20 protein-coding genes are annotated in these 23,887 nt (G+C 74.0%); 10 read left to right on the forward strand and 10 right to left on the reverse strand.

Annotation, left to right across the window (positions count from 1 at the left end):
• Positions 1-42: 42 nt before the first annotated feature.
• A complete protein-coding gene (locus tag ACZ4XD_RS01960) occupies positions 43-336 on the forward strand; it encodes a DUF4031 domain-containing protein (protein WP_468037240.1) in 294 nt (97 codons plus the stop codon).
• Positions 337-402: 66 nt separating this feature from the next.
• Positions 403-942: a pyridoxamine 5'-phosphate oxidase family protein gene (locus ACZ4XD_RS01965; RefSeq protein WP_468037242.1), complete on the forward strand. Its 540-nt coding sequence runs from the start codon at positions 403-405 to the stop codon at positions 940-942.
• A gap of 33 nt (positions 943-975) precedes the next feature.
• On the opposite strand, the gene ACZ4XD_RS01970 is transcribed toward ACZ4XD_RS01965, so the two are convergent.
• On the reverse strand, positions 976-2,262 hold the full coding sequence (locus ACZ4XD_RS01970; RefSeq protein WP_468037244.1) for a Cmx/CmrA family chloramphenicol efflux MFS transporter: 1,287 nt from the start codon (positions 2,260-2,262) through the stop codon (positions 976-978).
• Positions 2,263-3,021: 759 nt separating this feature from the next.
• The gene (locus ACZ4XD_RS01975) at positions 3,022-3,705 is read right to left on the reverse strand and encodes an HD domain-containing protein (protein ID WP_042147189.1); all 684 of its coding nucleotides are present in this window, start codon (positions 3,703-3,705) and stop codon (positions 3,022-3,024) included.
• A gap of 290 nt (positions 3,706-3,995) precedes the next feature.
• Here ACZ4XD_RS01975 and ACZ4XD_RS01980 point away from each other — a divergent pair, with 290 nt between their 5' ends.
• Both ACZ4XD_RS01980 and ACZ4XD_RS01985 read left to right on the forward strand, forming a co-directional pair.
• Complete coding sequence (locus tag ACZ4XD_RS01980) at positions 3,996-4,718, forward strand: copper homeostasis protein CutC (RefSeq protein ID WP_468037247.1); 723 nt, start codon at positions 3,996-3,998, stop codon at positions 4,716-4,718.
• 217 nt (positions 4,719-4,935) lie between these two features.
• Positions 4,936-7,125: a serine/threonine-protein kinase gene (locus ACZ4XD_RS01985; RefSeq protein ID WP_468037249.1), complete on the forward strand. Its 2,190-nt coding sequence runs from the start codon at positions 4,936-4,938 to the stop codon at positions 7,123-7,125.
• A gap of 48 nt (positions 7,126-7,173) precedes the next feature.
• Here the strand turns inward: ACZ4XD_RS01985 and ACZ4XD_RS01990 are convergent, their stop codons facing one another.
• Complete coding sequence (locus ACZ4XD_RS01990; RefSeq protein ID WP_468037251.1) at positions 7,174-9,282, reverse strand: HelD family protein; 2,109 nt, start codon at positions 9,280-9,282, stop codon at positions 7,174-7,176.
• Positions 9,283-9,641: 359 nt separating this feature from the next.
• Here ACZ4XD_RS01990 and ACZ4XD_RS01995 point away from each other — a divergent pair, with 359 nt between their 5' ends.
• Together ACZ4XD_RS01995 and ACZ4XD_RS02000 are read left to right on the forward strand one after the other, a co-directional pair.
• Positions 9,642-9,851, forward strand: coding sequence for a hypothetical protein (locus tag ACZ4XD_RS01995; protein WP_042147198.1), 210 nt, complete (start codon positions 9,642-9,644; stop codon positions 9,849-9,851).
• Positions 9,852-10,132: 281 nt separating this feature from the next.
• Positions 10,133-11,407: a glycosyltransferase 87 family protein gene (locus ACZ4XD_RS02000; protein ID WP_468037254.1), complete on the forward strand. Its 1,275-nt coding sequence runs from the start codon at positions 10,133-10,135 to the stop codon at positions 11,405-11,407.
• 18 nt (positions 11,408-11,425) lie between these two features.
• On the opposite strand, the gene ACZ4XD_RS02005 is transcribed toward ACZ4XD_RS02000, so the two are convergent.
• Both ACZ4XD_RS02005 and ACZ4XD_RS02010 read right to left on the reverse strand, forming a co-directional pair.
• Positions 11,426-13,078 (reverse strand): DNA repair helicase XPB, encoded by a 1,653-nt coding sequence (locus tag ACZ4XD_RS02005; protein WP_468037256.1) that lies wholly within the window; start codon positions 13,076-13,078, stop codon positions 11,426-11,428.
• A 221-nt stretch (positions 13,079-13,299) separates the two neighbouring features.
• Complete coding sequence (locus tag ACZ4XD_RS02010) at positions 13,300-15,807, reverse strand: helicase-associated domain-containing protein (RefSeq protein ID WP_468037258.1); 2,508 nt, start codon at positions 15,805-15,807, stop codon at positions 13,300-13,302.
• A 176-nt stretch (positions 15,808-15,983) separates the two neighbouring features.
• Here ACZ4XD_RS02010 and ACZ4XD_RS02015 point away from each other — a divergent pair, with 176 nt between their 5' ends.
• Together ACZ4XD_RS02015 and ACZ4XD_RS02020 are read left to right on the forward strand one after the other, a co-directional pair.
• Positions 15,984-17,153: a hypothetical protein gene (locus ACZ4XD_RS02015; protein ID WP_468037260.1), complete on the forward strand. Its 1,170-nt coding sequence runs from the start codon at positions 15,984-15,986 to the stop codon at positions 17,151-17,153.
• A 58-nt stretch (positions 17,154-17,211) separates the two neighbouring features.
• Positions 17,212-17,859 (forward strand): HAD family hydrolase, encoded by a 648-nt coding sequence (locus tag ACZ4XD_RS02020; RefSeq protein WP_468037262.1) that lies wholly within the window; start codon positions 17,212-17,214, stop codon positions 17,857-17,859.
• Here the strand turns inward: ACZ4XD_RS02020 and ACZ4XD_RS02025 are convergent.
• On the reverse strand, positions 17,814-18,074 hold the full coding sequence (locus ACZ4XD_RS02025; RefSeq protein WP_468037264.1) for a hypothetical protein: 261 nt from the start codon (positions 18,072-18,074) through the stop codon (positions 17,814-17,816). The genes ACZ4XD_RS02020 and ACZ4XD_RS02025 overlap by 46 nt on opposite strands.
• Before the next feature lie 223 nt (positions 18,075-18,297).
• Here ACZ4XD_RS02025 and ACZ4XD_RS02030 point away from each other — a divergent pair, with 223 nt between their 5' ends.
• The gene (locus ACZ4XD_RS02030) at positions 18,298-18,681 is read left to right on the forward strand and encodes a cold-shock protein (RefSeq protein ID WP_018089689.1); all 384 of its coding nucleotides are present in this window, start codon (positions 18,298-18,300) and stop codon (positions 18,679-18,681) included.
• A gap of 54 nt (positions 18,682-18,735) precedes the next feature.
• On the opposite strand, the gene ACZ4XD_RS02035 is transcribed toward ACZ4XD_RS02030, so the two are convergent.
• The 4 genes from ACZ4XD_RS02035 to ACZ4XD_RS02050 all read right to left on the reverse strand — a co-directional run bounded on the left by ACZ4XD_RS02035 (position 18,736) and on the right by ACZ4XD_RS02050 (position 22,414).
• Positions 18,736-19,587: a 1,4-dihydroxy-6-naphthoate synthase gene (locus ACZ4XD_RS02035; RefSeq protein WP_468037267.1), complete on the reverse strand. Its 852-nt coding sequence runs from the start codon at positions 19,585-19,587 to the stop codon at positions 18,736-18,738.
• Complete coding sequence (locus ACZ4XD_RS02040) at positions 19,584-20,378, reverse strand: futalosine hydrolase (RefSeq protein ID WP_468037269.1); 795 nt, start codon at positions 20,376-20,378, stop codon at positions 19,584-19,586. The genes ACZ4XD_RS02035 and ACZ4XD_RS02040 overlap by 4 nt, the downstream gene beginning before the upstream one ends.
• Before the next feature lie 13 nt (positions 20,379-20,391).
• Positions 20,392-20,895, reverse strand: a complete 504-nt coding sequence (locus tag ACZ4XD_RS02045; RefSeq protein WP_190142949.1) for a hypothetical protein — start codon at positions 20,893-20,895, stop codon at positions 20,392-20,394.
• A gap of 70 nt (positions 20,896-20,965) precedes the next feature.
• Positions 20,966-22,414, reverse strand: coding sequence for an MFS transporter (locus ACZ4XD_RS02050; RefSeq protein ID WP_468037271.1), 1,449 nt, complete (start codon positions 22,412-22,414; stop codon positions 20,966-20,968).
• Positions 22,415-22,782: 368 nt separating this feature from the next.
• On the opposite strand from ACZ4XD_RS02050, the gene ACZ4XD_RS02055 reads away from it, so the two are divergent.
• Complete coding sequence (locus ACZ4XD_RS02055) at positions 22,783-23,688, forward strand: DUF3027 domain-containing protein (RefSeq protein ID WP_468037273.1); 906 nt, start codon at positions 22,783-22,785, stop codon at positions 23,686-23,688.
• The last annotated feature ends 199 nt before the right edge of the window (positions 23,689-23,887 follow it).

Here is a 23,887-nt window from a genome sequence, read left to right on the forward strand (position 1 = left end):
TGGTGCGGCGGGCTGACATGGCGATCCGGCCGGAGCGCTGAGGTGGCGATCTATATCGATCCGCCCACCTGGCCGGGCCACGGCCGGATGTGGTCGCATCTGGTCAGCGACCACTCCTTCGACGAACTGCACGCCTTCGCGGCGCGGCTCGGTGCGCCCCGCCGGGCGTTCGAACGCGACCACTACGACCTGCCGGCGGAGCGGTACGGCGACGCGGTGCGCGCCGGGGCCGTGGAGATCGGCTCCAAGGAGCTGGTACGCCGGCTGACCGCGGCCGGTCTGCGCCGCCCCAAGCACCGGCCGGCACCCCGTCCGGCCCGCCGCGGCGCGTCGTAGCGGCGGCGCGGCGGCGGACCCCCGCACGATGGCCCTGACCGTGCGCCGCACCGAAAGGGGACAGCCATGTCAGCCAGCGAAGACGGACAACCGGCCACCGACCTCGACCCGAACTACAGCAGCGCGGACGCCACGGCGACCGCCTGGCCCGCGGCCGTCGGCGGAATGACCGAGGCCGACATCTTCTGGCTCACCACCGTCCGGCCTGACGGCCGCCCGCATGTCACCCCGCTGCTCGCCGTCTGGGCGGACGGCGCACTGCACTTCTGCACCGGCCCCGAGGAACGCAAGGCCAAGAACCTCGCCGCCAACGCGCACTGTGTGCTGACGACATCGACGGCCGGCGGCAACGACCTGCACGCCGGGCTCGATGTGGTCGTCGAGGGCGAGGCGGTGCCGGTGCGCGACGAGCCCACGCTGCGCCGGCTGGCCGATCTGTACGGCGAGAAGTACGGCAGCGACTGGCACTTCGACGTCCGCGACGGTGCGTTCTACGGGGAGGGCAACCGGGCCGTGGTCTTCCGGGTCGCGCCGATCACGGCCTTCGGGTTCGGCCGGGGCGAGACCTACAGCCAGACGCGGTGGACCTTCGACGGCGGGGCCTGAACGGCCGGTCGCGGCGCCCTCCCCACGAGGGGGTCAGCGGTGCCCCGCCGCCCCCGTCGCCTTCGCGGTCTCCACCGGCTGCGCGGTCGTCTGCGCCGCGTCCGTGGCGGTGGCCGAGGAGGCGATCAGCCGGGACTGGTTCGTCGCGCGGTGCAGCCGGAACGCGAACGCGGTGGTGACCACGGCCCCCGCCGCCAGGGCGGCCCCCGTCCAGGCCACGGACGGGTAGCCCCAGCCCGCGCCGATCGCCAGCCCGCCGAGCCAGGGGCCGAGGGTGTTGCCGATGTTGAACGCGGCGGTGGTGGTCGCTCCGGCCAGCGTCGGCGCGGCGTTCGCCACGTTGAACATCCGGGCGTTGAGGGCCGGGGCCGTGGTGAACGCGGTCACCCCGAGCATCAGCGAGAGCGCGATGGCGGCGACCGGGCTGTGCGCGGTCAGCGCCAGGACGGCCAGCACGGCGGTGGACGCGGCGATGCCGCCGAAGAGCGTCCCGAAGAGGTGTGCGTCGGCGATCCGGCCGCCGATGAACGTGCCCGTCAGCGCGCCGACGCCGAAGAGGGCGAGCACCGTCGGCACCCAGCTCTCGGCCAGGCCGGCGGTGTCGGTCAGCAGCGGCGAGAGGTACGAGAAGAGCGCGAAGACCGCGGCGCCGTTCAGGGCCGTCGCGGTCAGGGCCAGCCACACCTGCTTGTCCTTGTAGATGGTCAGCTCACGGCGCAGCCGCGGGCGGTCCTCGCCGGTGGGCACGGCCGTACGCGGCACCAGCGCGATCACGCCGAGCAGGCCGATCGCGGCCAGGCCGGCCACGGCCCAGAAGGCGGCGCGCCAGCCGGCGTGCTGGCCGAGCAGTGCGCCGGCCGGGACGCCGGCGATGTTGGCGATGCTCAGGCCGCCCACCATTACGGCCATCGCGCGGGCCCGCGCGGTCACCGGCACCAGCGAGACCGCGACCGCCGCGCCGACCGCCCAGAAGCCGGCGCAGGCCAGGGCGCTCACGATGCGCGAGACGAACAGCACGCCGTAGGAGGGGGCCAGCGCGCCCGCCACCTGGCCGAGGCCGAACACCGCGAGCAGCGCGATCAGTGTCGTCCGCCGTGGGAGCCGGAGCGTTGCGGCGGCCAGCACCGGGGCGCCGACCACCATGCCGATCGCGAAGGCGGAGACCAGCAGCCCCGCCTGCGGAATGGAGACGTCCAGGTCGCGGGCCAGGGGCTGGAGGATGCCGGAGAGCATGAACTCGGAGGTACCGAGCGCAAAGACGGACAGGCCGAGGACGTACACGGCAATGGGCAGACGGGCGCGGTCGGGCTGAGCGGGCATGTCAGCTACTAACAGCGGTAGGACGGCTTACATTCCCGGGTCGGCGGGGTCTTTGTGTGACGTTTGTCGGTGGCTGGGGCGCGCGTTTCTGGTGGCTGGGGGGTGGGTGTGGGTGCGGGTTGCCGGTGGCTGGGCGTCGTGCGCCTTCGGTTGGTGGGTGGTGGGTCGGAGGGGACGCCCGGTAAGCCGTCCTCGGCGCGGGCGACGCGGGTCCCAGAGGTTCCTCACCCCGTTGTCCGCTCCGGGTCCTGCGGGCGGCTCACCGGACATCCCCTCCGACCTCCGTCCATGCGCGGCCGCCCCGCCGTACCGATGACCGTTACGGCAGCCGTGCAGCGGCACCTCTTGGCAGGCACCTGGCCGAACTGGCCCCGCAGCTTGGGCGCGGGCCGAGCTGGGCCGTGAGGCGCGGTGCCACCGTCCGGCAGCCGGCAACGCTGAACGGTCGGAGGGGATGTACCGGGGCCCGCCCGCAGGACCGGAGCAAACACCGGGGCAATCAATCCCACGCAGCCGCGTCGCCCGCGCCGTGGGGGCACCTCCCGGCCGGAGGCTGGGGGAGGGTCCCGGTGCGTCCCCTCCGGCCCCCGCGGCAGCCACGTAACCCGCAACGGCGCCAGCCACAACGCAGCCGCACCGAACAACAGCGGCGGCCACCCCCACAGGGGCGCGGGGAACTGCGCGCCCAGCCACAACGGCGCCGCACCAAACAACGTACGACGACCTAACAGGCGCGCGCCCAGCCAAGCCCAAGCCCCCCTACGCCCCCCGCAACAGATCCAGCTCCGTGGCGAGGTTGCGGCGAGCAGTGTGTTCCCACAGGTCGTAGCCGCGGGGAGTGCGGAAGAGGCGGGGGAGGGAGAGGAGTTGGGTCAGAACGGCGGAACGCCCGGCGGTGAAGTCGGGGTCGGGAACGAAGGCGTACTCGGCGCGGACCGCGGCGGCGTAGGCGGCGTACTGGTCGGGGGACCCGGCGAGCACCGCGAGGTCCGCGTCGCAGAGCACCTCGCCGTCGGGGTCGTCGGGCGCCGGATCATGGGTGACGGTGAGCCGCACCAGACGGGCGACCTCGGCCGTGCGGGCCGCGCCGATCCCCAGTTCGGGCAGCGCGCGCTCGGCGAGGGCCGCGCTGCGCTCCTCGTTCTCGGAGCGGTCCGGGCGGTAGACCGCATCGTGGAACCAGGCCGCCAACTGGACGGTGGGCAAGTCATCCGCGTGCTCGGCCAGTTCGTCGATGCGCAGCAGGACCGCGGCCAGATGGTCGACGGTGTGGTAGCGGCGTTGCGGTTCGCGCCAGCGGGACAGCAGGTTGTCTGCGTACGGGGCCGGGTCAGGGGCCGTGGGGTTCTTGGTGCCGCGGGCCGCGGTGACGGTGTCGGCCCAGCGCTGCCGCAGCTCCGGCGCCGGGTCGGTGGTGTCTGCCGTACGGGGCACGGGGTTCATGCCAGCCATTGTGCCTCGCACCCGGCGAAATCCGGGGCGGAGGGTGAGGTCCGGTCAGGTTTGCGGACGGCCGCGGCGAGTGGGGAAGGGGGGCGGCGGCCGTCCTGAGGGCTTCCGGCGGTTGGCGGGCGGGTCGCGCTGGTGGGGGTGGGTAAGGCGTACGGGCGGATTCCGGGCGTGCCGGTGCGGGGCTGGTGTCCGGAGGGCCGGGTGGCCCGTACTCTGGGATATTGGACTAGACCTGTGAGAGGGGTCCGTCCCGTCATGTCGTCAGCGGAGGATTGGGTCATATGAGCAAGCGCGCGCTGCTGGAGGTGATCGCGCTCGGCCCGCAGGACGCGGTTGCCGCCGAGGCCGGCGGGGCCGACCGACTGGAGCTGGTGACGGACATGGCGGCCGACGGGCTCACCCCGCCCCGGGCCACGTTCGCGGCGGTCCGGGCGGCCGTGGGCCTTCCGCTACGGGTGATGCTGCGGGCCGCCGACGGCTTCGCGGCGGGCGATGTGGCGGCGCTGTGCGAGGAGGCCGCGGCGCTGCGGGCGGAGGGCGCCGAGGAGTTCGTCCTCGGATTTCTCACGTCGGACGGGCGGCCGGATCTGGCGGCGGTGACGGCGCTGGCCGAGGTGATCGACGGCTGCCGGTGGACCTTCCACCGCGCCATCGACCGGGCTGCCGACCGGGACGCGCTGCGCAAGGAGCTGGCCGGGGCGGCCGGAGCCGCGGGGCTCGACACCTATCTGACGGCCGGATCCGCGCAGGGCGTCGACCGCGGGCTGCCGACGCTGCTGGCCGAGCAGGCGCGTACGGCGGCGGGCGAGCCCGGGTACGCACCTCGGATCCTGGTGGGCGGCGGACTCGGGCTCGGCCATCTGCCGGCGTTGCGCGCGGCCGGTCTCGACGCGTTCCACATCGGGGGCGCCGCCCGGCCGGCCGGCTGGTCGGCCCCGGTGGAGGCGGCGGCGGTACGGGAGTGGCGGGAGGCACTGGATCTGCCCGTCGCCCAGCGGGTCTGAGGGATCCGAGGGACCTGCGGGATCCGAGGCAGCTGAGGCGGCCGGGACAGCCGAGACGGCCGCGTACTCGACGGCGCGCTGAGAGGCGCGGCCCCCTAGGGAATGGGCCCCATCGGGCCCACCCGCGCCCCGCCCCGGCCCGCTTCCTCAACTCCCTTTGGCGTGGCACTGTTTGACGAGTGTCACGGTGGGGGGACCAGGGGGAGGGTGACACGGCATGACGGGTATGGGAGTCAAGCCGCTCGGTGGTGACGACCCGCGGCGGCTCGGCGTCTACCGGATGCTGGGGCGGCTCGGCTCCGGCGGTATGGGGCGGATCTATCTGGCGCGGTCCACGGTCGACGGGTCGCTGGCCGCGGTCAAGACGCTGCTCGCCGAGGGCGTCGTCAGCGACACCGACCGGCGGCGGTTCGCCCGCGAGGTGACGCTGGCCCGGCGGATCGACAGCGCCTATACGGCCCGGGTGCGCGATGCCGATCCGGACGCCGAACTGCCCTGGATGGCCATCGAGTACATACCGGCGCCCGCGCTCTCCGAGCTCGTCCGCAGCGCGGGACGGCTGCCCGGTTCCGCGGTGCGCTGGATCGCGGCGGGTACCGCGCAGGCGCTGGTGATCCTGCATGACGAGGGCATCGTCCACCGGGACGTCAAACCCCAGAACATCCTGCTGCCGCTGGCCGGGCCCCGGCTCATCGACTTCGGCATCTCGCACGCCAACGACATCACACGGACGACGCTGACGCTGGGTACCGTCGCCTTCACGTCGCCGGAGCAGGCCCGTGCCGAGCAGTCCACCACGGCGTCCGACGTGTACTCGCTGGGCGTGACGCTCTTCTATCTGGCCGTCGGGCGCCCGCCGTACCCCGAAACCGATGACACGATCCGGCTGCTGACCCTCGTACAGCGCGGTGCGCTCGATCTGACCGGGCTGCCCCGGGAGCTGACCGCGCTGATCCGCCCGTGTCTGGCCGCCGATCCGGCTCAGCGGCCCGAACCCGCGGATGTGCTGCGGCAGTTCCTGGAGGAACTCGACCGGATGCCGACCTCGCGGCGCGGTGAGCGCTGGCTGCCGCCGCGGTGGACCGCGCTGATCGAGAAATACGAGGCGCACGGGCGGGCCCTGCGCAAGACCGCGGGCGCGCAGCCGCCCGTCGCCGACGAGGGGACGCAACAGGTCCCGCCGCCCGGGCCCACCCGCGTCTACACCGAGGAGCGGGCGGCGCGCCGGAAGCAGGAGGAGCGGGCGGCGCGGCAGAGGCAGGAGGAGGAGCAGCGGGAGCGCGAGGCGCGCAAGGAGCGGGAGCGCAGGGAACAGGCGCGCAAGGCGGCGGAGGAGCGTAAGCGGGCGCAGGCCAGGGCGCGGGCGACCGCGCAGGCCGCGGAGAAACAGCGCCGTGAGCGGGCCGAGCGGGAGCGGCAGAAGCGCGCCCAGGAGGCCTTGCGGGAGAAGCGGGCCCGGGCCACGGCGGCCTCGTCGAAGCCCGCCGCGTCCGCCCCCTCGAAGCCCGCCGCGTCCGCCTCGTCGAAGTCCGCCCGGCCCGCCCCGGCCAAGACGTCGCCCACCCCGCAGGCCGCCAACTCCTCCTCCAGCAGTGGCTGTTTCTGGCCGGTGCTGCTGTGCATAGCGTTCGTGGTCTTCCTCTGGAAGCCCTGGGAAGCCGCGGACACCTCCGGCTCGTCGAGCGGTACGTCCAGTGGTACCTCCAGTGGTACGTACTCCAGCGGCGGGTCCGGTTCGGGGGCGTCGAGCGGTACGTACTCAAGTGGCGGGACGAGCTCGGGGGCGTCGGGCAGTTCGTCGTCCAGTGGCGGTTCGTCCACCAGCGGCGGGTCGAGCTCCGGGACGTCAAGTGGTACGTCGAGTGGTACGTCCACCAGCGGCGGGGCCGTTTCGCGGCCGACGACCGGCGCGTCCCGTACCCCGAGCCCGGTCGATGCGGCCTTCGCGGCCGTACGGAGCGGCGACTGCCTCGATGCGTACCAGGACGGCTACGGCAACTGGAGCCGTACGGCGCCGGTGCGGGTCGGCTGCGGTGCCGCCAGTGCCTATCTGCGGGTGCTGCGGGTGGCCGGGGCCGGGAGCTGTCCGTCCGGGGGCGGACGGGGTGGCTGGTGGCACAGCGGGACGGGCTCCTCGTCCACCAACCTGTGTGTGGAGCGGCAGTTCCGCAAGGGGCAGTGCTTCCTGGCCAAGGCCCGGGGCGGCCGCCCCGGGCCGGCGAACCTGCTCACCGCGTGGAATTGCAGCGCCGACCGGGTGCCCCGGGAGTTCGACTACATCATGCAGGTCACGGCCGTCATGCGGGCCTCGGCGGGCACCGGCGCCTGCCCGGGGGAGCCGGGCCGCTACCGCTACTCATGGAATGTCTACGACGGCACGACCATGATCTGCGCCAAGGTCGCCTGACGCCGTCCCGTCAGGCGCCGTGCCCTCGGCGGCTGCCCGCAGGACCCCTCAGCGGTCGGCCAGTTGTTCCGGCAGGGCCGCCGCGTGGACCACCGTCAGACCGGAGACCGCACGGGTCAGGCAGACGTAGAGGCGGCGCAGGCCGGTCCGTTCGTCCGGTTCGCCGTCGACGATCGCGGCGGGCTCGTCCAGGACCACATAGTCGTACTCCAGGCCCTTGGCGAGCGTGGCGGGTACCAGCGTCAGCCGGGCCTCGGCCGAGGTCTCCTCGCCGGGGGCCAGGCAGGTCACGCCCGCTGCCTCCAGGGCCGAGCGCAGCTCCGGAATCCGGGCCTCCGCGGCGATGAGGCCGATCGAGCCCTCCTTCGCCAGTGCGTCGTCGCAGGCCGCGAGGGAGGCGGCGGTCAGGCCGGCCGGGTCGACCGGACGGATCGCGAAGTCGCCCGCCGCCTCACGGATCGAGGTGGCCTCCGTCAGGTCGGGGGCGATGGCGGGCAGCAGCCGGGAGGCATAGGCGATGACCTCGCGCGGCACCCGGAAGCCCTGGGTGAGTTCCTCGACGGCCGAACCGGGCTTGCCGAGGTGGGTCAGCGCCTCCTCCCAGGTGTCGGTCGCCCAGGGGGTGGTGCCCTGGGCGATGTCGCCGAGGATGGTCGCGGAGCCGGTCGTGCAGCGGCGGCCGACCGCGCGGTACTGCATGGGGGAGAGGTCCTGGGCCTCGTCGAGGACCACATGGCCCAGCGACGGGGTGCGGGCGATCAGGTCCGTCGCCTCGTCGATCAACACCGCGTCCGCGGCGGACCACTTGGCGCTCTTCACGCTGCGGGCCGGTTTGGTCCACAGGATCGTCTTCTGCTCCTCGGGGGTCAGAATCCCCTCGGCCTGCTCGGCGAGGAAGTCCGCGTCGCCCAGCAGCCGCAGCACCAGCTTCGCCGGATCGACCGGCGGCCAGACCGCCTTGACCGCGGCCTTCACGGCGGCGTTACGGGCCACCGCGTCCTGCACCCGGTCGTCCGGCGCCTCGCCCGCCTGCTCCATCCGCACCAGCACGGCATGGGCGATCCGCTGCGGCAGGGCCTCCCGGGCCGCGCCGTAGCGGATCTCGCGGTCCCGCAACTCCTGGACGATCTCTTCGAGTTCATAGGCGGGTACCCGCCAGCGGCGGGAGCCGCGGACGACCACACAGGGCTCCTGCGGCGGTGTGATGTGCGAGCGGACCGCCCGCCGCAGCACCTCCGCCATCCGGGCGTCGCCCTTGACGGTGGCGGCGGCCGCCTCGTCCGTACCGCGTACCTCCACATGCCCGACCAGGTCGTCGACCGTGGCCTGCTTGACCTCCAGCTCGCCGAGGGCCGGCAGCACCTGCTCGATGTAGTGCAGGAAGGAGCGGTTCGGGCCGATGACGAGGGTGCCGGAGCGGGCCAGCCGCTCGCGGTGCGCATAGAGCAGATACGCGACCCGGTGCAGACCGACCGCCGTCTTTCCGGTGCCCGGCGCGCCCTGGACGCAGACCGAGCCGCCGATGCCGGCCCGCACGATCTCGTCCTGCTCCGGCTGGATGGTGGCGACGATGTCCCGCATGGGGCCGACGCGCGGACGCTCGATCTCCGACTGGAGCAGGGCGCTGGTCCGGGCGGCCTCGGCCGGGTCGGTGAGGTGCTCGTCCTCGTACGCGGTCAGTTCACCGCCCGTGTAGCCGAAGCGGCGGCGCAGCTTCAGGTCCATCGGGTCCTTGTTGGAGGCCCGGTAGAACGGCTGGGAGACGGGCGCGCGCCAGTCGATGACCATGGGATCGCCGTCGGCGTCGTGGACGTGCCGCCGGCCGATGTAGAAGTTCTCTCCGGAGGCCCCCTCGGCGAGGTCGAGGCCGGGCGCGTGGAGATAGTCGAGGCGGCCGAAGAAGAGCGGGGTGTGCGAGAGGTCGGCGAGCGCCTTGATCCGGGCGTCGATCTCGCCCTGGAGGACCTCGGCGTTGACCCAGTTCGCGGTGACATCGGCGATGTTCAGCGCCTCGGCGTCGGCCCGCATCGCGCGCAGGGCGGAGCGGGAGGCGGCGAGGTGGGCCTTTTCGCGCAGGAGCGGATCGTCGGTGGCCGGCTGGGGGTGGGAGCTTTGGGTGCGCGGCTCCGTGGTCGGGCGGGGGGCGTGCGAGGGCACGGCGTTGCCTCCGGGGCGGGTACGTCGGCGGGCGCGCGCCGGTGAGCGCGGGCGCGGCGGGCCGGTGTCGGTGCACAGCGCAGGTCAGGCGGTGTGCGGGTCAGCGGCGTGAAGCGAAGGAGCCGGCCGGTTTCCGACCGGTCGGCGGCACTCCTCGACGGGAGGCAGGCAGACGCGCGATTGTAGTCAGCGGCTCAGGAGGGCGCCAACGGATTTACGGCGGGCCGCGGCGGTCTCCGGCGCGACGGCGGCATCGGTCTCCCGTAGGGGGCGGAGTGGGTCTGAAGACGGACATCCGGCCCACAGGGATGGACCTATGGACCGATGTGCTGCAATCGCGTGAATTCCATCATGGAGTCATGAGCAGCGCAGCGATTCCCCCAGGCCCTGTCCACCCCGTCTCCCTCCACCCGGCCAAGGGCGCCACCGCCCTCGGTGTCGACCCCGGGCGCGATCCGGCGGCGGCCCATGAGCACCGCTATGTCGTGGGCAACGCCCTCCGCGCGATCAAGGTCTTCGCCTCGGCCGCGTTCAGCGTCGTCGTCATGGGCGAGTACGCGGACGACTGATGCCGCGGCCGCCTCATGGAGCTGAGCCCTGTCATATGGAGCTGAGCGCGTGGCCCGGCCGCCCCTGTCCGCCCGCGCGGCGCACAATACGGGCAAGAAGCCGCATCACACGCGTGCCGCCCAGGCACGTACAGATCATGCACACCACACGCGCGCTCGGGCGCGCGAAGCCGGCCCCCGCGTCGCCATCCGGATGACCGGAAACCGTAACGGACGGTCGGCCTCGATCCACTAGCGTCACCGCGGTAGGCGCGCTCAGGGCAACGGGGAGGGGTCAGCGGGTGTCTGCCGCCGAGGGGACATGGACGTGGAGACGCACCTGGGCGCAGAGCACCGCCCATCCCGGCCGGCTGGCGCTCGCCACGGCGCTGCTCCTGGTGTCCTTCACCGGACTCTGGGTGCTCTACCAGGTCCAGCCGTTGCCGATGTCCGATATAGCGGTCTACCGGGCCGAGGGTGAGGCTGCCGCCACCGGCGGTGATCTCTACGGTTTCACGGTCACCAAGTGGGCACTTCCGGCCACCTACCCGCCCTTCGCCGCCCTGCTCTTCATACCGACCACCTGGCTCTCGCTCGGCACGCTCAAGGTCGTCTGCGTGCTCGTCAACGCGGCGCTGCTCGCCCTGCTGATCCACCTGTCCTGCAAGGCCGCCGGCCTGCGCAGGGCCGCCCACACCGCGCCCGTCCTGCTGGCCGCCACCGCGCTCGGCCTCTGGCTGGAGCCGGTCTTCCAGACCTTCGTCTTCGGGCAGGTCAACCTCGCGCTGACCTGCCTGGTCCTGTGGGACCTCTCCCGTCCGGACGGCGCGCGCTTCAAGGGGTTCGCCACCGGCATCGCGGCCGGCATCAAACTCACCCCCGCGCTCTTCGCCGTCTACCTGCTCGTCACCGGCCGGGTGAAGGCCGCCTGCACGGCGCTCGCCGGGTTCCTGTGCTCGGTGCTGGTGGGCTGGCTGTTCCTGCCCGGGGCCAGCATCGAGTTCTGGACCCGGCGGATGTTCGAGACCGGCCGGGTCGGCAAGGTCTGGATCGTCGACAACCAGTCCCTCCAGGGCCTGATCACCCGGGTGCTGCACCAGCCGGAGCCCGGCCTGCTGTGGGCGGTGCCGGCGCTGCTGGCCGCGGCCGCCGGGCTCTGGGCCGCCCGCCGGGTCTGTCTGCGCCGCGGCCTGGACGGCTGGGGCGTGCTGTGTACGGCCGTCACGGCGCTGCTGGTCTCGCCGATCAGCTGGTCCCACCACTGGGTCTGGTGTGTGCCGCTGCTTGTCGCGCTCGCCGCCCGCACCCGCAGCGACCCGTGGCGCCGGGCGCTGCTCGCCGCCGTCACCCTGGTCTTCACCGCCCGCACGATGTGGATCGTCCCGCACACCGGCGACCTCGATCTGCGGATCCCCTGGTGGCAGCAGCCGTTCGCGTCCCCGTATCCCCTGCTCGGGCTGGCCCTGCTGGCGGCGGTGTTCTGGTGGACCCGGCGGCCGCCGGTGGCTCCGGGCGGCGGCCTCCCGGCGCCGCGCACCGCCCAGCAGCCGGCGGCCAGCCGGTCCCCGGCGGTCTGAGCCCGGCCGCCGCCCGGCTCAGACGTCCTCGTCGGCCGCCAGCAGCTCGTCCGCGTCCACGATCCGGTACGCGTACCCCTGCTCGGCCAGGAAGCGCTGGCGGTGGGCCGCGAAGTCCTGGTCGATGGTGTCGCGCGCGACGACCGAGTAGAACCGCGCCTCGTGCCCGTCCGCCTTGGGGCGCAGCACCCGGCCCAGCCGCTGGGCCTCCTCCTGGCGGGAGCCGAAGGTGCCGGACACCTGGATCGCGACCGTCGCCTCCGGAAGGTCGACGGAGAAGTTCGCGACCTTGGAGACCACGAGCACCGAGATCTCGCCCTGACGGAAGGCTTCGAAGAGCTTCTCGCGCTGGGCGTTGGTGGTCTCGCCCTTGATCACCGGGGCGTCCAGATGCTCGCCCAGCTCGTCCAGCTGGTCGATGTACTGGCCGATGACCAGCGTCTGTTCGCCCTGGTGCCGGCGGACCAGCGCCTCGGTCACATACTGCTTGCTGGCCGTGGTGGCACAGAAGCGGTACTTCTCCTCGGTCTCGGCCGTGGCGTACGCCAGCCGCTCCGACTCGGTCAGATTGACCCGTACCTCGACACAGTCAGCGGGGGCGATATAGCCCTGTGCCTCGATCTCCTTCCACGGGGCGTCGAACCGCTTGGGCCCGATCAGGGAGAAGACATCCGACTCCCGGCCGTCCTCGCGGACCAGCGTCGCGGTCAGCCCCAGCCGCCGCCGGGCCTGAAGATCGGCGGTGAACTTGAAGACCGGGGCGGGCAGCAGATGCACCTCGTCGTAGACGATCAGGCCCCAGTCCCGGGAGTCGAAGAGCTCCAGATGCGGGTAGACGCCCTTCCGCTTGGTCGTCAGCACCTGGTACGTGGCGATGGTGACCGGCCGGATCTCCTTCCTCGTCCCGCTGTACTCGCCGATCTCGTCCTCGCTCAGCGAGGTCCGCCGGACCAGCTCGTGCTTCCACTGCCGGGCCGAGACCGTGTTCGTCACCAGGATCAGCGTGGTCGCCTTGGCCTGCGCCATCGCGCCCGCCCCGACCAGCGTCTTGCCCGCACCACAGGGCAGCACGACCACACCCGAGCCGCCGTGCCAGAAGCCCTCCACGGCCTGCTGCTGGTACGGCCGCAGCGCCCAGCCGTCCTCGCGCAGCTCGATGGGGTGCGCCTCACCGTCGACGTAACCGGCCAGGTCCTCGGCCGGCCAGCCCAGCTTGAGCAGCGTCTGCTTGATCTGCCCGCGCTCCGAGGGGTGCACCACGACCGAGTCCTGATCCAGCCGCGCCCCGACCAGCGGCTGCACCTTCTTCGACCGCAGGATCTCCTCCAGCACCGGACGGTCCGTGCTGGTCAGCACCAGACCGTGCGCGGGGTCCTTGACCAGCGTCAGCCGCCCGTAGCGGGACATCGTCTCGGCGACGTCGACGAGCAGCGCATGCGGCACCGGATACCGCGAGAACTGCACCAGCGCGTCCACGACCTGCTCGGCGTCGTGCCCGGCGGCCCGCGCGTTCCACAGCCCCAGCGGCGTCACCCGGTACGTATGGATGTGCTCGGGCGCCCGCTCCAGCTCGGCAAAGGGCGCGATGGCCCGCCGGCAGGCGTCCGCCAGCTCGTGGTCCACCTCCAGCAGCAGCGTTTTGTCGCTCTGGACGATGAGGGGTCCGTTCACACGCCTCGCCTTTCGCTTCCGGCCGTCGGCCGCCGGGACCGGCCGCGGCCCCCGGCCGTTGATCACGACCGCGGACATCGACCGCACATACGGCCAAACGTCCAGTGTGCCGCATCGCCGCGGCGGCCGTCATCGATGGATGCCGGGCCCCTGTGCGGCGAGGAGGGCCCGACAGGTGTCGCGGTCGGCGACGCCGGTCACGGGGAGGGCCCGTCCGCCGCTCAGACCGAGTCGTCCGCCAGTTCCGCCACGCCCGTGATGCGGTGCAGCGGGTACGTACGCACCTCGTCGGAGGTGTGGTCGTACGCCGTGACAAAGCCGCCCTCGACCCGTACGGGCGCGATGACGCGCTGGCTGGCGGCGCCGTCGGCGTTGACATAGCCGATCCAGAGCGCGGAGTTGGTCAGCACCGCGGCCTGCATCGTGGCCAGGGTCTCGGCGGAGGTGGTGCGGGGGAAGGCGCCGGGGGCCGGGGCGGGCGCCTGGACCGGTTTGCGTTCCGCGGTGGCCGCGAGGTCGCCGGCGCGGATGGCGCGGACCGCGGCCGAGAGCAGGGTGGGGTCGGGGGACGGCGGGCCGTCCGGGACCGGGGCGGGGGCGGTGCGCGGCGGGGTCCGGTAGGAGTCGGCGCGGGCGATCAGGACGTCACCGGCGGCCGACTCGGCGGCCGGGGCATAGCCCATCGCCCGGAGGCCGTCGAGGAGTTGGTCGGGGGAGGTCTGGGCGGCCAGCACGGTCGGGGCGAGGCGGCGCAGCCGGAGGGCGGCGGCGCGGCGGTCCGCGAGGATCTCGGCGAGCAGCGCGTCGTCGTCACAGCGGACATAGGCGGCGGCCGCGCCGATCCGCAGCTGCCCGTGCTTACGGGCCACGTCGTCGATGAGGTAGGCGAGCGGCTGGGGGACCGGGGTGCGGGAGTGGGCGGCGAGGAACTCCTGAAGCTCGGCGGCGGAGCGGCCGGCGTCCAGGGCGCGGCGTACCGAGCCGGGGGTGAAGCGGTAGACCGTCGCACCGCCCTTGGACTCGATGTCGGCGAGCACGCCGAGCGCCTCGGCCAGCGGGCGGCGCAGCGGGCCGGGCGCGACCGCGGTCAGGTCCGCCTGGAGGAGGACATGGTCGACGGGCTCGGGCAGGAGCGGGGCGAGCAGGTCGGCGGCGCGGGTCGCGGCGGCGGTGGTCTCGGCGGGGGTGGGGGTGGCGCTGTCCGACGGGCTGTCGATCAGGGTGCGGCCGTGGGTGGACAGCGCGCCGCGTCCGGTCACGCCGAGCAACTCGGCCTCGGACAGGGCCCATTGGGCCAGGCGTGAGCGGAGGTCGTCGGCGGGGTCGGGGCCGGGCGCGGCCGTGGCACCGTCACCGGCCGGCAGCTGTCCCGCGGCCGGTGCGCCGCTGCGCAGCGGCCGCTCCCACCGCAGCCGGGCCAGGACCGCCGACGCCGGGACGGCGGTGCCCGGCGGCAGCGCGGCGAGCAGGGCGAGGGCGCGGCGGCGGACCTCGGGGGCGGGGGAGCGGTCGAGGTGCGGGCCGAGGGCGGCGAGCGCGCGGCCCTTCGCGTCGGCGGTGCCGACGACCCCGGGGGCGCGGGTCGCGGCGAGCCAGCCGGCCGCCAGCGCCGCCCAGCGTTCGTGGTCGGGCAGCTGGAGCCACTCCTCGGCGGCCGGGGTGGCCGCGAACCGCTCATCGGCCTCGCCGTCGGAGGCGATCAGCCCGGCCGCGTAAGCGAGTTCGAGCCAGAAGGCGGCGAGCTGCTCGGTGGTGTCCAGGGCGGTGGCGGTCCGCTTGAGGTCGCGGACGCTCATCCCGCCGGCACGCAGGACGGCCGGTCCGCCCAGGTCCCACTCCTTGAGCAGCTCCTCGACGGTCGCGAGCGCGGTGAACGCCTGGCTCGCGGCGGCGTTGTCCACAAGCTGTGGATCGCGCTCCGTGGCGGGCGAGAGCGCGGGCGGGACCGGCTCGGGGGTGTGATGGGCGCGGCCGCCCCGCAGATGCAGCGCCGCTTCCCGCGGCAGCACGACGTTCCGGGCACCCGCCGGGATCAGCAGGCCCCGGTCCAGCAGCCATCGCAGATGCGGGGCGGGGCGGTCGGTGACCGCGCCGTAGGGCGGTCCCCACAGCAGCCTGTCGAGGACGGCGACGGACTCGGCGGGCGCGGTGTCCAGCAGCGCCGCCATCCGGACCCGGTCGGTGAAGAGGCCGGACAGCGCGGCGACCGCGGTGACCGGATCGTGGGTGGTGGGCAGCCCGGCCGCGGCGATGATCTCCTGGAGCCGCCCCGGCGACATCCCCGCCATGGCCTCGGCGACGGTCGGGCCCAGGCCGGTCGGCGACGGGTGCGCGGGGCTCGGCGTGAGCAGCTCACGGGCCGTCCGCACCAGCCGCAGCCGGTCGTCCGGGCCCCACACCAGCGCCTGCGCGCGCAGCTCCGCCACCGCCCGGGGCAGCTCGGCGGCGACCGCCGGATCCCCGGCGTCCCCGCCCATCAGCGCGCCCAGCGTGTCGTACGGACACGGGTCGGGCGCCACCGCCAGCGCCTCTGCGGTCTGGAGCACGAACCGGTCGAGCCGCTCCACGGCGCGGACCACCGACGCCCGTGTGCCGGCCCGGGTCGCGAGCTGGGTGACATCGCCCGGCACCGGATTGAGCAGGTCGGGCCGTGCCCGCAGCAGCCCGACGAGCCCGCGGTCGGTGCGGGTCCTGAGCTCCTCGGCGAGGGTGCGGGGTGTACCGGTCATTCGTCCTACGTTAGCGGGGCCGGGGAAGACGGGGGAGCGCGCGGCCGCCCGTCATCGCCCCGGCCCGCCCCGATCCGTGAGACACCCGCTGCGCCGCCCCCGGGCCGCCTCCGGCCCGGCCGCCGGTCGAAGCGGTACCGTCGGGGCAGCAACCAGCGGACGCCGCAGGGGATTTCGTGGGGATCGAGAGTGATCAGCTCGTCTTTGACTATCTGAGCCGGGTGGGCGACCTGGCCCAGCAGCGGGGCCTGCCCGCCGCCACCCGGATGCGGCTGGTGACCGGGCTCCGGGCGGAGATCGACGGCGGACAGGCCGATTCGGTGCCCGGGGTGAAGCGGCTGCTCGCCCGGCTGGGCACCCCGGAGGCGGTGGTCGCGGCCGCCGGGAGCGCGGACGACCGGGTGCCGGGGGCCGCCTGGAGCGGCGCGGCGACACGGCAGGAGCCGGGTGCCGGGGCCGCCGACGGGCCCGCCGTACCGCTCGGCCCACGGCCCGCCGAGCCGCCCCGGCGGTGGAGCGGCGCCCGCGACAGACTCACCGGCCTGGCCGCGCGCAGCGGACTGACGGGCAAGGCGGCCGGGAGCGGCGCGGCGCCCACGGGCGGCTCGGTCCCCGCACCGCGCGACGGGGCGCCGGACCCCGCGCCGACGGTCGGCCTGCCCCCGCATCTGGCCGGCGCCGACGAGCTGGGTGACGCCGAGGACGCACCGGACTGGTGGCGGGTCGAGCCGGCGCCGTTCGGGCCGGGGGAGACCGTGCCCGGGTTCGTCGGCGGGATCGAGATCCCGGAGATGTGGGACCGGCCCGAGGACGAGCACCCGCTGTCGCTGACGAAGGACGGCACGGCCGGGGCCGACGCGGGCGACGGACAGGCAGCGGACGAGGACGCGTCGGCGGGACGCCCGCTGCCCCGGATGCTGCGGCGCGCGCTGGGCCGCCGTCGCGCCGCCCCCGCGCCCCCGGTCGAGGACGGGGCCGCGGAAGAGGTCGTGGCGGGGCCGGCGCGGGCCCCGCTCAGCCCCGTCCTGACGCTCGCGGTGCTGCTGCTGGTGGCCGGTGCGGCCCTGGGCTCGTGGCTCGCGCTGGCGGGCGGCTGGGGGCTCGCCTACGTCTCCCAGCGGCTGACCCGCGCCGAGGCCAAGTTCGCGGCCCTCGGTGTGCCGGGCACCGTCGTCGGCGGCCTGGTGGTGTGGCTGTGGGGCCGGTTCGACGGGCGGTGGGGCGAGCCCCTCGCCCAGGGCCGGCTGGGGGAGGAGATGCTGGCCGGGCTGCCGGTGATGGCGCGGGTGGCGGCCGTCGCCTCGGCGCTGTTCCTGGTGTGGCGGATGCGGCGGATCCCGCGGTGAACGGGCGTGGTGCCCCGGGCCGGGTGCCCCGCGCGGCGCCGCAGGCACAATGGCAGGCATGGCTGCACACACCCTGACGGTCGGCTTCGACCTCGATATGACGCTGATCGACTCCCGCCCCGGCATCAGGGCCGCCTATCACGAGCTGTCCGCCCGGACCGGCACCTTCGTCGACGCCGACCTCGCCGTGAGCCGGCTGGGGCCGCCGCTGGAGGAGGAGATCAGCCGGTGGTTCCCCGCGGAGCGGGTGGCGGAGACCGCCGACCTCTACCGGTCGCTGTATCCGGAGTTCGCGGTCGCGGCGACGCCCGCCCTGCCCGGCGCCCGGGAGGCGATCGACGCGGTGCACCGGGCGGGCGGCCAGGCGATCGTGGTGACCGCCAAGTACGAGCCCAACGCCAAGCTGCACCTGGCGCACCTCGGGCTCGACGTGGACGCCCTCTTCGGCTCCCTGTGGGCGGCCGACAAGGCCGAGGCGCTCGACAAGCATCAGGCGCAGGTCTACGTCGGCGACCACATCGGTGACGTCGTCGGGGCGCACACCGCCGGCGCACTGTCCGTCGCGGTCGCCACCGGCCCGTGCGACGCCACGGAACTGCGCGCGGCCGGCGCCGAGGTGGTGCTCGGCGACCTCACGGAGTTTCCGTCCTGGCTGGCGCGCTACGTGGCGGACGGGGCGGACGGGGGCGAAGCCGCCGCCGTCTGACGGCGCTGCGCGAGCACGGAACGGATCACTCCGGCCGCCGCCACGAGAAAACCGGCGCCCATCAGCATGCACACGCCGTAGAAGACGGACGGCAGCGGATCGGTTCCCAGGAACAGCGGGGCCACCGTGGCGAGAGTGGCCGCTGCGCCAACTAGGAACATGATCGCGCCGATTCGGACCAGCAGATCCCCGGCAAGGGGCGTTTCGTCAGACACCTGACCAGGGTAAGTCCGGGCCAGAAGCACGGAGGATCCACCCGGCGGCGTCTTGTCACCGGCCTTGGGACCATTAGCCTTGGGGTGGCGGGTCCTGCGGCCCGCTGCATTGCTCTCCAGACCTCTCCACCCCGGCCTCGCCGGGCGGAGAGGAAGCCAGCCCGCAGTTCCGCAGTAGACCCGGCCCAGTTATTTTCCAACGAGTACGAGGACGAGGACAGACGTGCCTACCGGCAAGGTCAAGTGGTTCAACAGTGAGAAGGGCTTCGGCTTTCTCTCCCGCGATGACGGCGGTGACGTCTTCGTGCACTCGTCGGTACTGCCCGACGGCGTAGCCGCACTCAAGCCTGGCCAGCGCGTCGAATTCGGCGTGGTCGCGGGCCAGCGCGGCGATCAGGCGCTGACCGTGACACTGCTCGACCCCGCCCCCTCGGTGGCCGCGGCGCAGCGCCGCAAGCCCGACGAACTCGCCTCGATCGTCCAGGACCTCACCACGCTCCTGGAGAACGTCACCCAGCAGCTCGAACGGGGCCGTTACCCGGACAAGGTGCACGGCGCCAAGATCGCCGGCATGCTGCGCGCCGTCGCCGACCAGCTGGACGTCTGACGCGCCCGGCCGCGGACCGGCGCATCCGCCCGCGGCCGTCACACCCGGCATCTCTTACACAAAGCTCAGCGCATCGCGGCCGAGGGGCGGAACGAGCCCCTCGGCCGCGGCGCGGGTGAGCAGCCCGCGCACCGCGGCATAGCCGTCCTCGCCGAGGTCGGCGGTGAACTCATTGACGTACAGCCCGATGTGCTGGTCGGCGACCTTCGGGTCCATCTCCTGGGCGTGCTCCAGGACATACGGCCGGGACGCCTCCGGATCGTCCCAGGCCATCAGGACCGAACTGCGGATCGCCGCCGCGAGACCGCGCAACGTCCGTTCGCCCAGCGACCGCTTGGCGATGATCGCGCCGAGCGGGATCGGCAGGCCGGTGGTGTGCTCCCAGTGCTCGCCCATGTCGGCCAGGCAGTACAGGCCGTAGTTCTGGTACGTGAAGCGCGCCTCGTGAATGACCAGGCCCGCATCGACCTTGCCGTCGCGCACGGCCGGCATGATCTCGTGGAACGGCAGCACCACGATCTCCCCGACGCCGCCCGGCACCTCGGCCGCCGCCCACAGCCGGAACAGCAGATACGCGGTGGACCGTTCACTGGGCACCGCGACCGTCCTGCCCGCCAGATCCGCCGCCGCGCCCGGCTCCCGGGTCAGCACCAGCGGCCCGCAGCCGCGCCCCAGCGCCCCGCCGCAGGGCAGCAGCGCATACTCCTCAAGCACCCACGGCAGCACCGCGTACGACACCTTCAGCACATCGAACTCACCGCGCTCGGCCATGCCGTTGGTGAGGTCGATATCGGCGAAGGTGACCGCCAGCTCCGGCGCGTCCGGGACGCGGCCGTGCGCCAGCGCGTCGAAGACGAAGGTGTCGTTCGGGCACGGCGAGTACGCGATGTTCAGCGGCCGGGTCACGGGGTCCTCCTCGGGGACGTGGGGGTCCCCCGCGTGGGCGAAGTCGAGCGTGGGGGAGGTTCCTGAGCCGGTCCGGCGGGGGCCGTGAGGGCTCCGGGGAGCGTACGGAAGGCGCCGGTCAGCGCGGCGAGGGCGTCCCCGATGCGCCAGGCGGCGCGGTCGCGGGGGCCGACGGCATTGGAGACCGCACGGACCTCCAGCACCGGCACCCCGTGGGCGGCGGCCGCCTCGGCGACCCCGAAACCCTCCATCGCCTCGGCCAGCACCCCCGGGTGACGTTCCGCCAGTTCGGCGGCGCGGGCCGCGCTGCCGGTGACCGTCGAGACCGTGACGACGGTGCCGGCCAACGCGCCGGCCGCCGCCGCGACGGTCCGCACCAGCGCCGGGTCCGGGTGGTGCGCGACCGTCCCGAAGCCGAGTGCGGTGACCGGGAGGAAGCCGTCGGGGGTCTCCGCGCCGAGGTCGGCCGCGACGATCGCGTCCGCGACCACCACCGACCCCAGCGGCGCGCCCGAGCCGGGACCGGGGGCGAAGCCGCCGCCGATTCCGGCCGAGACCACCAGGTCGTACGGCTGCCCGGCGAGGGCGGCGGCGGTCAGCGCGGTGGCCGTGCCGGCGGCCGCGGCGGCCGGACCGACACCGGCGGCCAGCACGTCGAGCGCCACCGGAAGCCCGGCCGCGCGCCGCAGCTCCTGCCCGCCGGGCAGCGTCACCGTCGCGCAGGATTCCGCCACGGCACACACCGCGTCACGCTCGGCGGCCACCGCCGTGACGACCAGGACGCGCCTCATGCGGCCGGCGCTCCTAGTTCTCCTGCTTCAGCGTGAAGTGCCACATCGTCTTGGGGCCCTCGCCCGCGCCGAGCTCGGCGACCTGGAGGGTGACGTCCTTGGAGTACGTGGTCTGGCCGGTCTGCGGGTTCTGCTGCATGAAGAGCGTGTCCGCGTCGAAGCTGCGGTACGTCTGCTTGCTGGGCTCGCGCATGACCGGGCCGGCGCCGATGACGATCCAGCCGGACTTGGCGACCTCGGGGTCGACGCCCACGCGCACCTTCTCACCGGGGTGCACGGTGATCGTCTTGCCGCCCTTCTTGGTCAGGCAGGCCGAGACGTCCTTCTTGGACAGGACCTTGCCGTCACCGTCGCAGCCGGGCGTGGCCTCGGCCGTCACGGTCGATGAACCGACGGTCACGGTCGAGAGCGCGGTCGGCTTCTCGCAGGCGGAGAGGGTGATGAGACCCAGGGACACGGCACCGATGGCGGCAGCGGCACGGCGGCCCTTGCCCCAGGAGATCAACGCAGCGGTCATACGGGCAGGCTATCTGGCGCCTTTGCTCACGCCACGCCCGGGTGCGGCGTGCCGCGCCGCCCGCCGCCGGTCAGGCCACCCGGGCGCTCCGCGTACCGCCCCGCCGCGCCGCGCTCAGCAGTCCCCGTACGGCCAGCACCACGCCCAGCGCCACCAGGCCCGCGGCCACCGCCATCCCCAGCGTGCCCATCAGCGGCAACGAGATCCCGATCGCGCCGCCCACCACCCACGACATCTGCAGCGCCGTCTCGGACCGGGCGAACGCGGAGGTCCGCACCTCCTCCGGCACATCGCGCTGGATCATCGCGTCCAACGACAGCTTCGCCAGCGCCTGGCACAGTCCCGCGGCGGCCGCCGCTGCGGTCACCACGACCACCGCCACCGCCTGGTAGAACACCGCCGCGAGCACCGTCGCGCAGAGCGCCAGCCCCAGCATCGCGGCGATGATCCGCTCCGGCCCGCGGGCCTTCAGCCAGGCGCCGACCGCCGTCCCCAGCGCATTGCCGGTACCGGCCGCCACCACCACGAGCCCGAGCGAGGCCGCCGGTCCCAGCCCGCCCAGCGGATGCTCCCGCAGCAGGAACGCCAGGAAGAACGTCAGGAAACCGGAGAGCGCCCGCAGACAGGCATTGGCCTGGAGGCCGTGCAGCACCGACGGGCCGACCGTGCGCAGTCCGGGCTTCCGCCCGCCGCCCGCCTGCCGCGCCGCGTCCCGGGACGCCAGCCTGGCCCGGCCCTCGCCCTTCGCCGAGTCGACCTTGTGCGGCAGCGAGAACGACAGCACCGTCCCGGCCACGAACACCCCACACGCCCCGTACAGCGGCCAGCCCGGCCCGATCAGATGCAGCCCGGCCGCCGCCGGAGCCGCCGCCCCCGTCGCCAGCAGCCCCGCGAGCGTCACCCGTGAATTGGCCTTGACCAGCGAGATCCGCGGGGGCAGCAGCCGCGGCACCACGGCACTGCGGACCACCCCGTACGCCTTCGACGCCACCAGCACCCCCAGCGCCGCCGGATACAGCTCCAGCCCCCCGGTGGCGACCGCGCCGGACATCGTCAGCGCCAGCAGGGCCCGCGCCAGCATCGCGCCCGCCATCGCCGCCCGGCGGCCGTGCGGCACCCGGTCCAGCAGCGGTCCGACCACCGGTGCGAGCAGGGCGAACGGCGCCAGCGTGACCGCCAGATACAGCGCGACCCGGCCCCGCGCCTCATTCGTCGGCACCGAGAAGAACACCGTCGAGGCCAGCGCGACGGTGATCAGCATGTCCCCGGCGGAGTTCACCGCATGCAGCTCGATCAGCTTGCCCAGGCCCGACTCCCCGGCGCCGTGCGCATGCGTGGCGCGCCGCACCCCGCGCGCCGCGCCGGTGAACGGCCGGTGCAGCGCCCGGCCGACGGCCCGGCCCGCCCGGCGGACCCGGCCGGTCCCGCCCCCGCCACGCGTCGAGGCACGCGAGACCCGTGACGATTTCCCTGCTGTCCTCGACACCTTCGACACCTTCGACGCCCGTACGGCAGCCATCCGGTCATAGTGCCCCAACTCGCCCAGGAGAGGGCACTTTCTCCCCCTTGCCGCGCGGGGCGTACCGGCCCGCGGTCGCGGCCGTGGACATTTGCCGCTCCCACCGAGGGGTCGTCCACCGTTGAAGGGGTAGCGTGTGTAGCGCGCCACCGGCGGTCGTTCTTGGCCGCGTGCCTCCGCGCGATCCCGCAGAATGGGACGTAAGAGGTGCGCTCGACCGAAACGACCGGGCGCGGACGTCGACGCGGTCCCCAGGTCCGCTCCGCCCGCCCCGGCACCGCCGGTCGTCCGGACAGGACAAGGACAGCTCCGGCTGGCGCACTCGTGAGACGGCGTGGAAGAGAGAATCGATTCTTGTGAGTGCTGCGATGCGAAGCCGTACCCCTGACCGCCTGTGCGCCGAGGCGGTTGACCTTGCCAGGGCGGCGGCGGAGGAAGCCGCACTGCCCGGCATGGTCGGCGAGCACATCGAGGCCGTTGCCGACGGAGACCGCGTCGTCACCCACCTCTTCGCCTGCAACGAGCCCGGCTACCGGGGCTGGCGCTGGGCCGCGACGGTCGCCCGGGCCTCCCGCGCCAAGATCGTCACGCTCGACGAGGTGGCCCTGCTGCCCGGCCCCGACGCCCTGCTCGCGCCCGAGTGGGTGCCGTGGAGCGAGCGGCTGCGCCCCGGCGACATGGGCCCCGGGGATCTGCTGCCCACCGAGGCCGACGACCTGCGCCTGGAGCCCGGCTTCACCGGCGAGGACGTCCCGCCCCCGAACTCGGCGGTCGCCGAGGGCATGGCCGCCGACGTCGCCGACTCCGAGGAGGCGGACGTCGTCCCGGGCTCGCCCGCCGTCCAGCCCGCCCCCCAGCGCGGCAGCATCGCGGCGATCGCCGAGGAACTGGGCATGCGCCGTGCCCGGGTGCTCTCCCGCTACGGTCTGCACACCGCCGCCGACCGCTGGGAAGAGGCCTACGGCGCCCGCACCCCCATGGCCCAGGCGGCCCCCGCCACCTGCGTGACCTGCGGTTTCCTCACCACGCTGCCCGGCTCCCTGGGCCAGGCGTTCGGCGTCTGCGCCAATGAGTTCTCCCCGGCGGACGGTCGGGTGGTCTCCCTCGCGTACGGGTGCGGGGCGCATTCCGAGGCGGCCGTCATGCCGAAACCGCCGCGGCCTGCCGCGCCGGTTGTGGACGAGACGGTTGTTGAGCCGTTGTCGCTTCGTCCCGAGCGGGATGGTGGGTCCGTCGAGGAGACGGGGCCGGCCGAGGAGCTCGGCCACAGCTGAGGGCTTGTAGCCCGCTTCCCACGTTGCGGGTGGCGCCGCCGTGCCTGTTTCGCCTGTCGGCGGGGTGGGGTGTTTGGGCGGGGGCCGCTTGTTGTTCGTGGTGGGTGCCGGTGGGGGGGGGGGGGGGGGGGGGGGGGGGGGGGGGGGGGTGGAGGGGGGGGGGGGGGGGAAAAACCACCCCCCCCCCCATCGCCCTCGC

Source organism: Streptomyces sp. NPDC029466, assembly GCF_055574515.1.

Excerpts from the sequence above, each read along its gene's own strand:
- ACZ4XD_RS01965 (WP_468037242.1), top strand. The coding sequence starts at position 403 with ATGTCAGCCAGCGAAGACGGACAACCGGCCACCGACCTCGACCCGAAC.
- ACZ4XD_RS01970 (WP_468037244.1), bottom strand. The coding sequence starts at position 2,262 with ATGCCCGCTCAGCCCGACCGCGCCCGTCTGCCCATTGCCGTGTACGTC.
- ACZ4XD_RS01975 (WP_042147189.1), bottom strand. The coding sequence starts at position 3,705 with ATGAACCCCGTGCCCCGTACGGCAGACACCACCGACCCGGCGCCGGAG.
- ACZ4XD_RS01980 (WP_468037247.1), top strand. The coding sequence starts at position 3,996 with ATGAGCAAGCGCGCGCTGCTGGAGGTGATCGCGCTCGGCCCGCAGGAC.
- ACZ4XD_RS01985 (WP_468037249.1), top strand. The coding sequence starts at position 4,936 with ATGACGGGTATGGGAGTCAAGCCGCTCGGTGGTGACGACCCGCGGCGG.
- ACZ4XD_RS01995 (WP_042147198.1), top strand. The coding sequence starts at position 9,642 with ATGAGCAGCGCAGCGATTCCCCCAGGCCCTGTCCACCCCGTCTCCCTC.
- ACZ4XD_RS02010 (WP_468037258.1), bottom strand. The coding sequence starts at position 15,807 with ATGACCGGTACACCCCGCACCCTCGCCGAGGAGCTCAGGACCCGCACC.
- ACZ4XD_RS02020 (WP_468037262.1), top strand. The coding sequence starts at position 17,212 with ATGGCTGCACACACCCTGACGGTCGGCTTCGACCTCGATATGACGCTG.
- ACZ4XD_RS02040 (WP_468037269.1), bottom strand. The coding sequence starts at position 20,378 with ATGAGGCGCGTCCTGGTCGTCACGGCGGTGGCCGCCGAGCGTGACGCG.
- ACZ4XD_RS02045 (WP_190142949.1), bottom strand. The coding sequence starts at position 20,895 with ATGACCGCTGCGTTGATCTCCTGGGGCAAGGGCCGCCGTGCCGCTGCC.
- ACZ4XD_RS02050 (WP_468037271.1), bottom strand. The coding sequence starts at position 22,414 with ATGGCTGCCGTACGGGCGTCGAAGGTGTCGAAGGTGTCGAGGACAGCA.
- ACZ4XD_RS02055 (WP_468037273.1), top strand. The coding sequence starts at position 22,783 with ATGCGAAGCCGTACCCCTGACCGCCTGTGCGCCGAGGCGGTTGACCTT.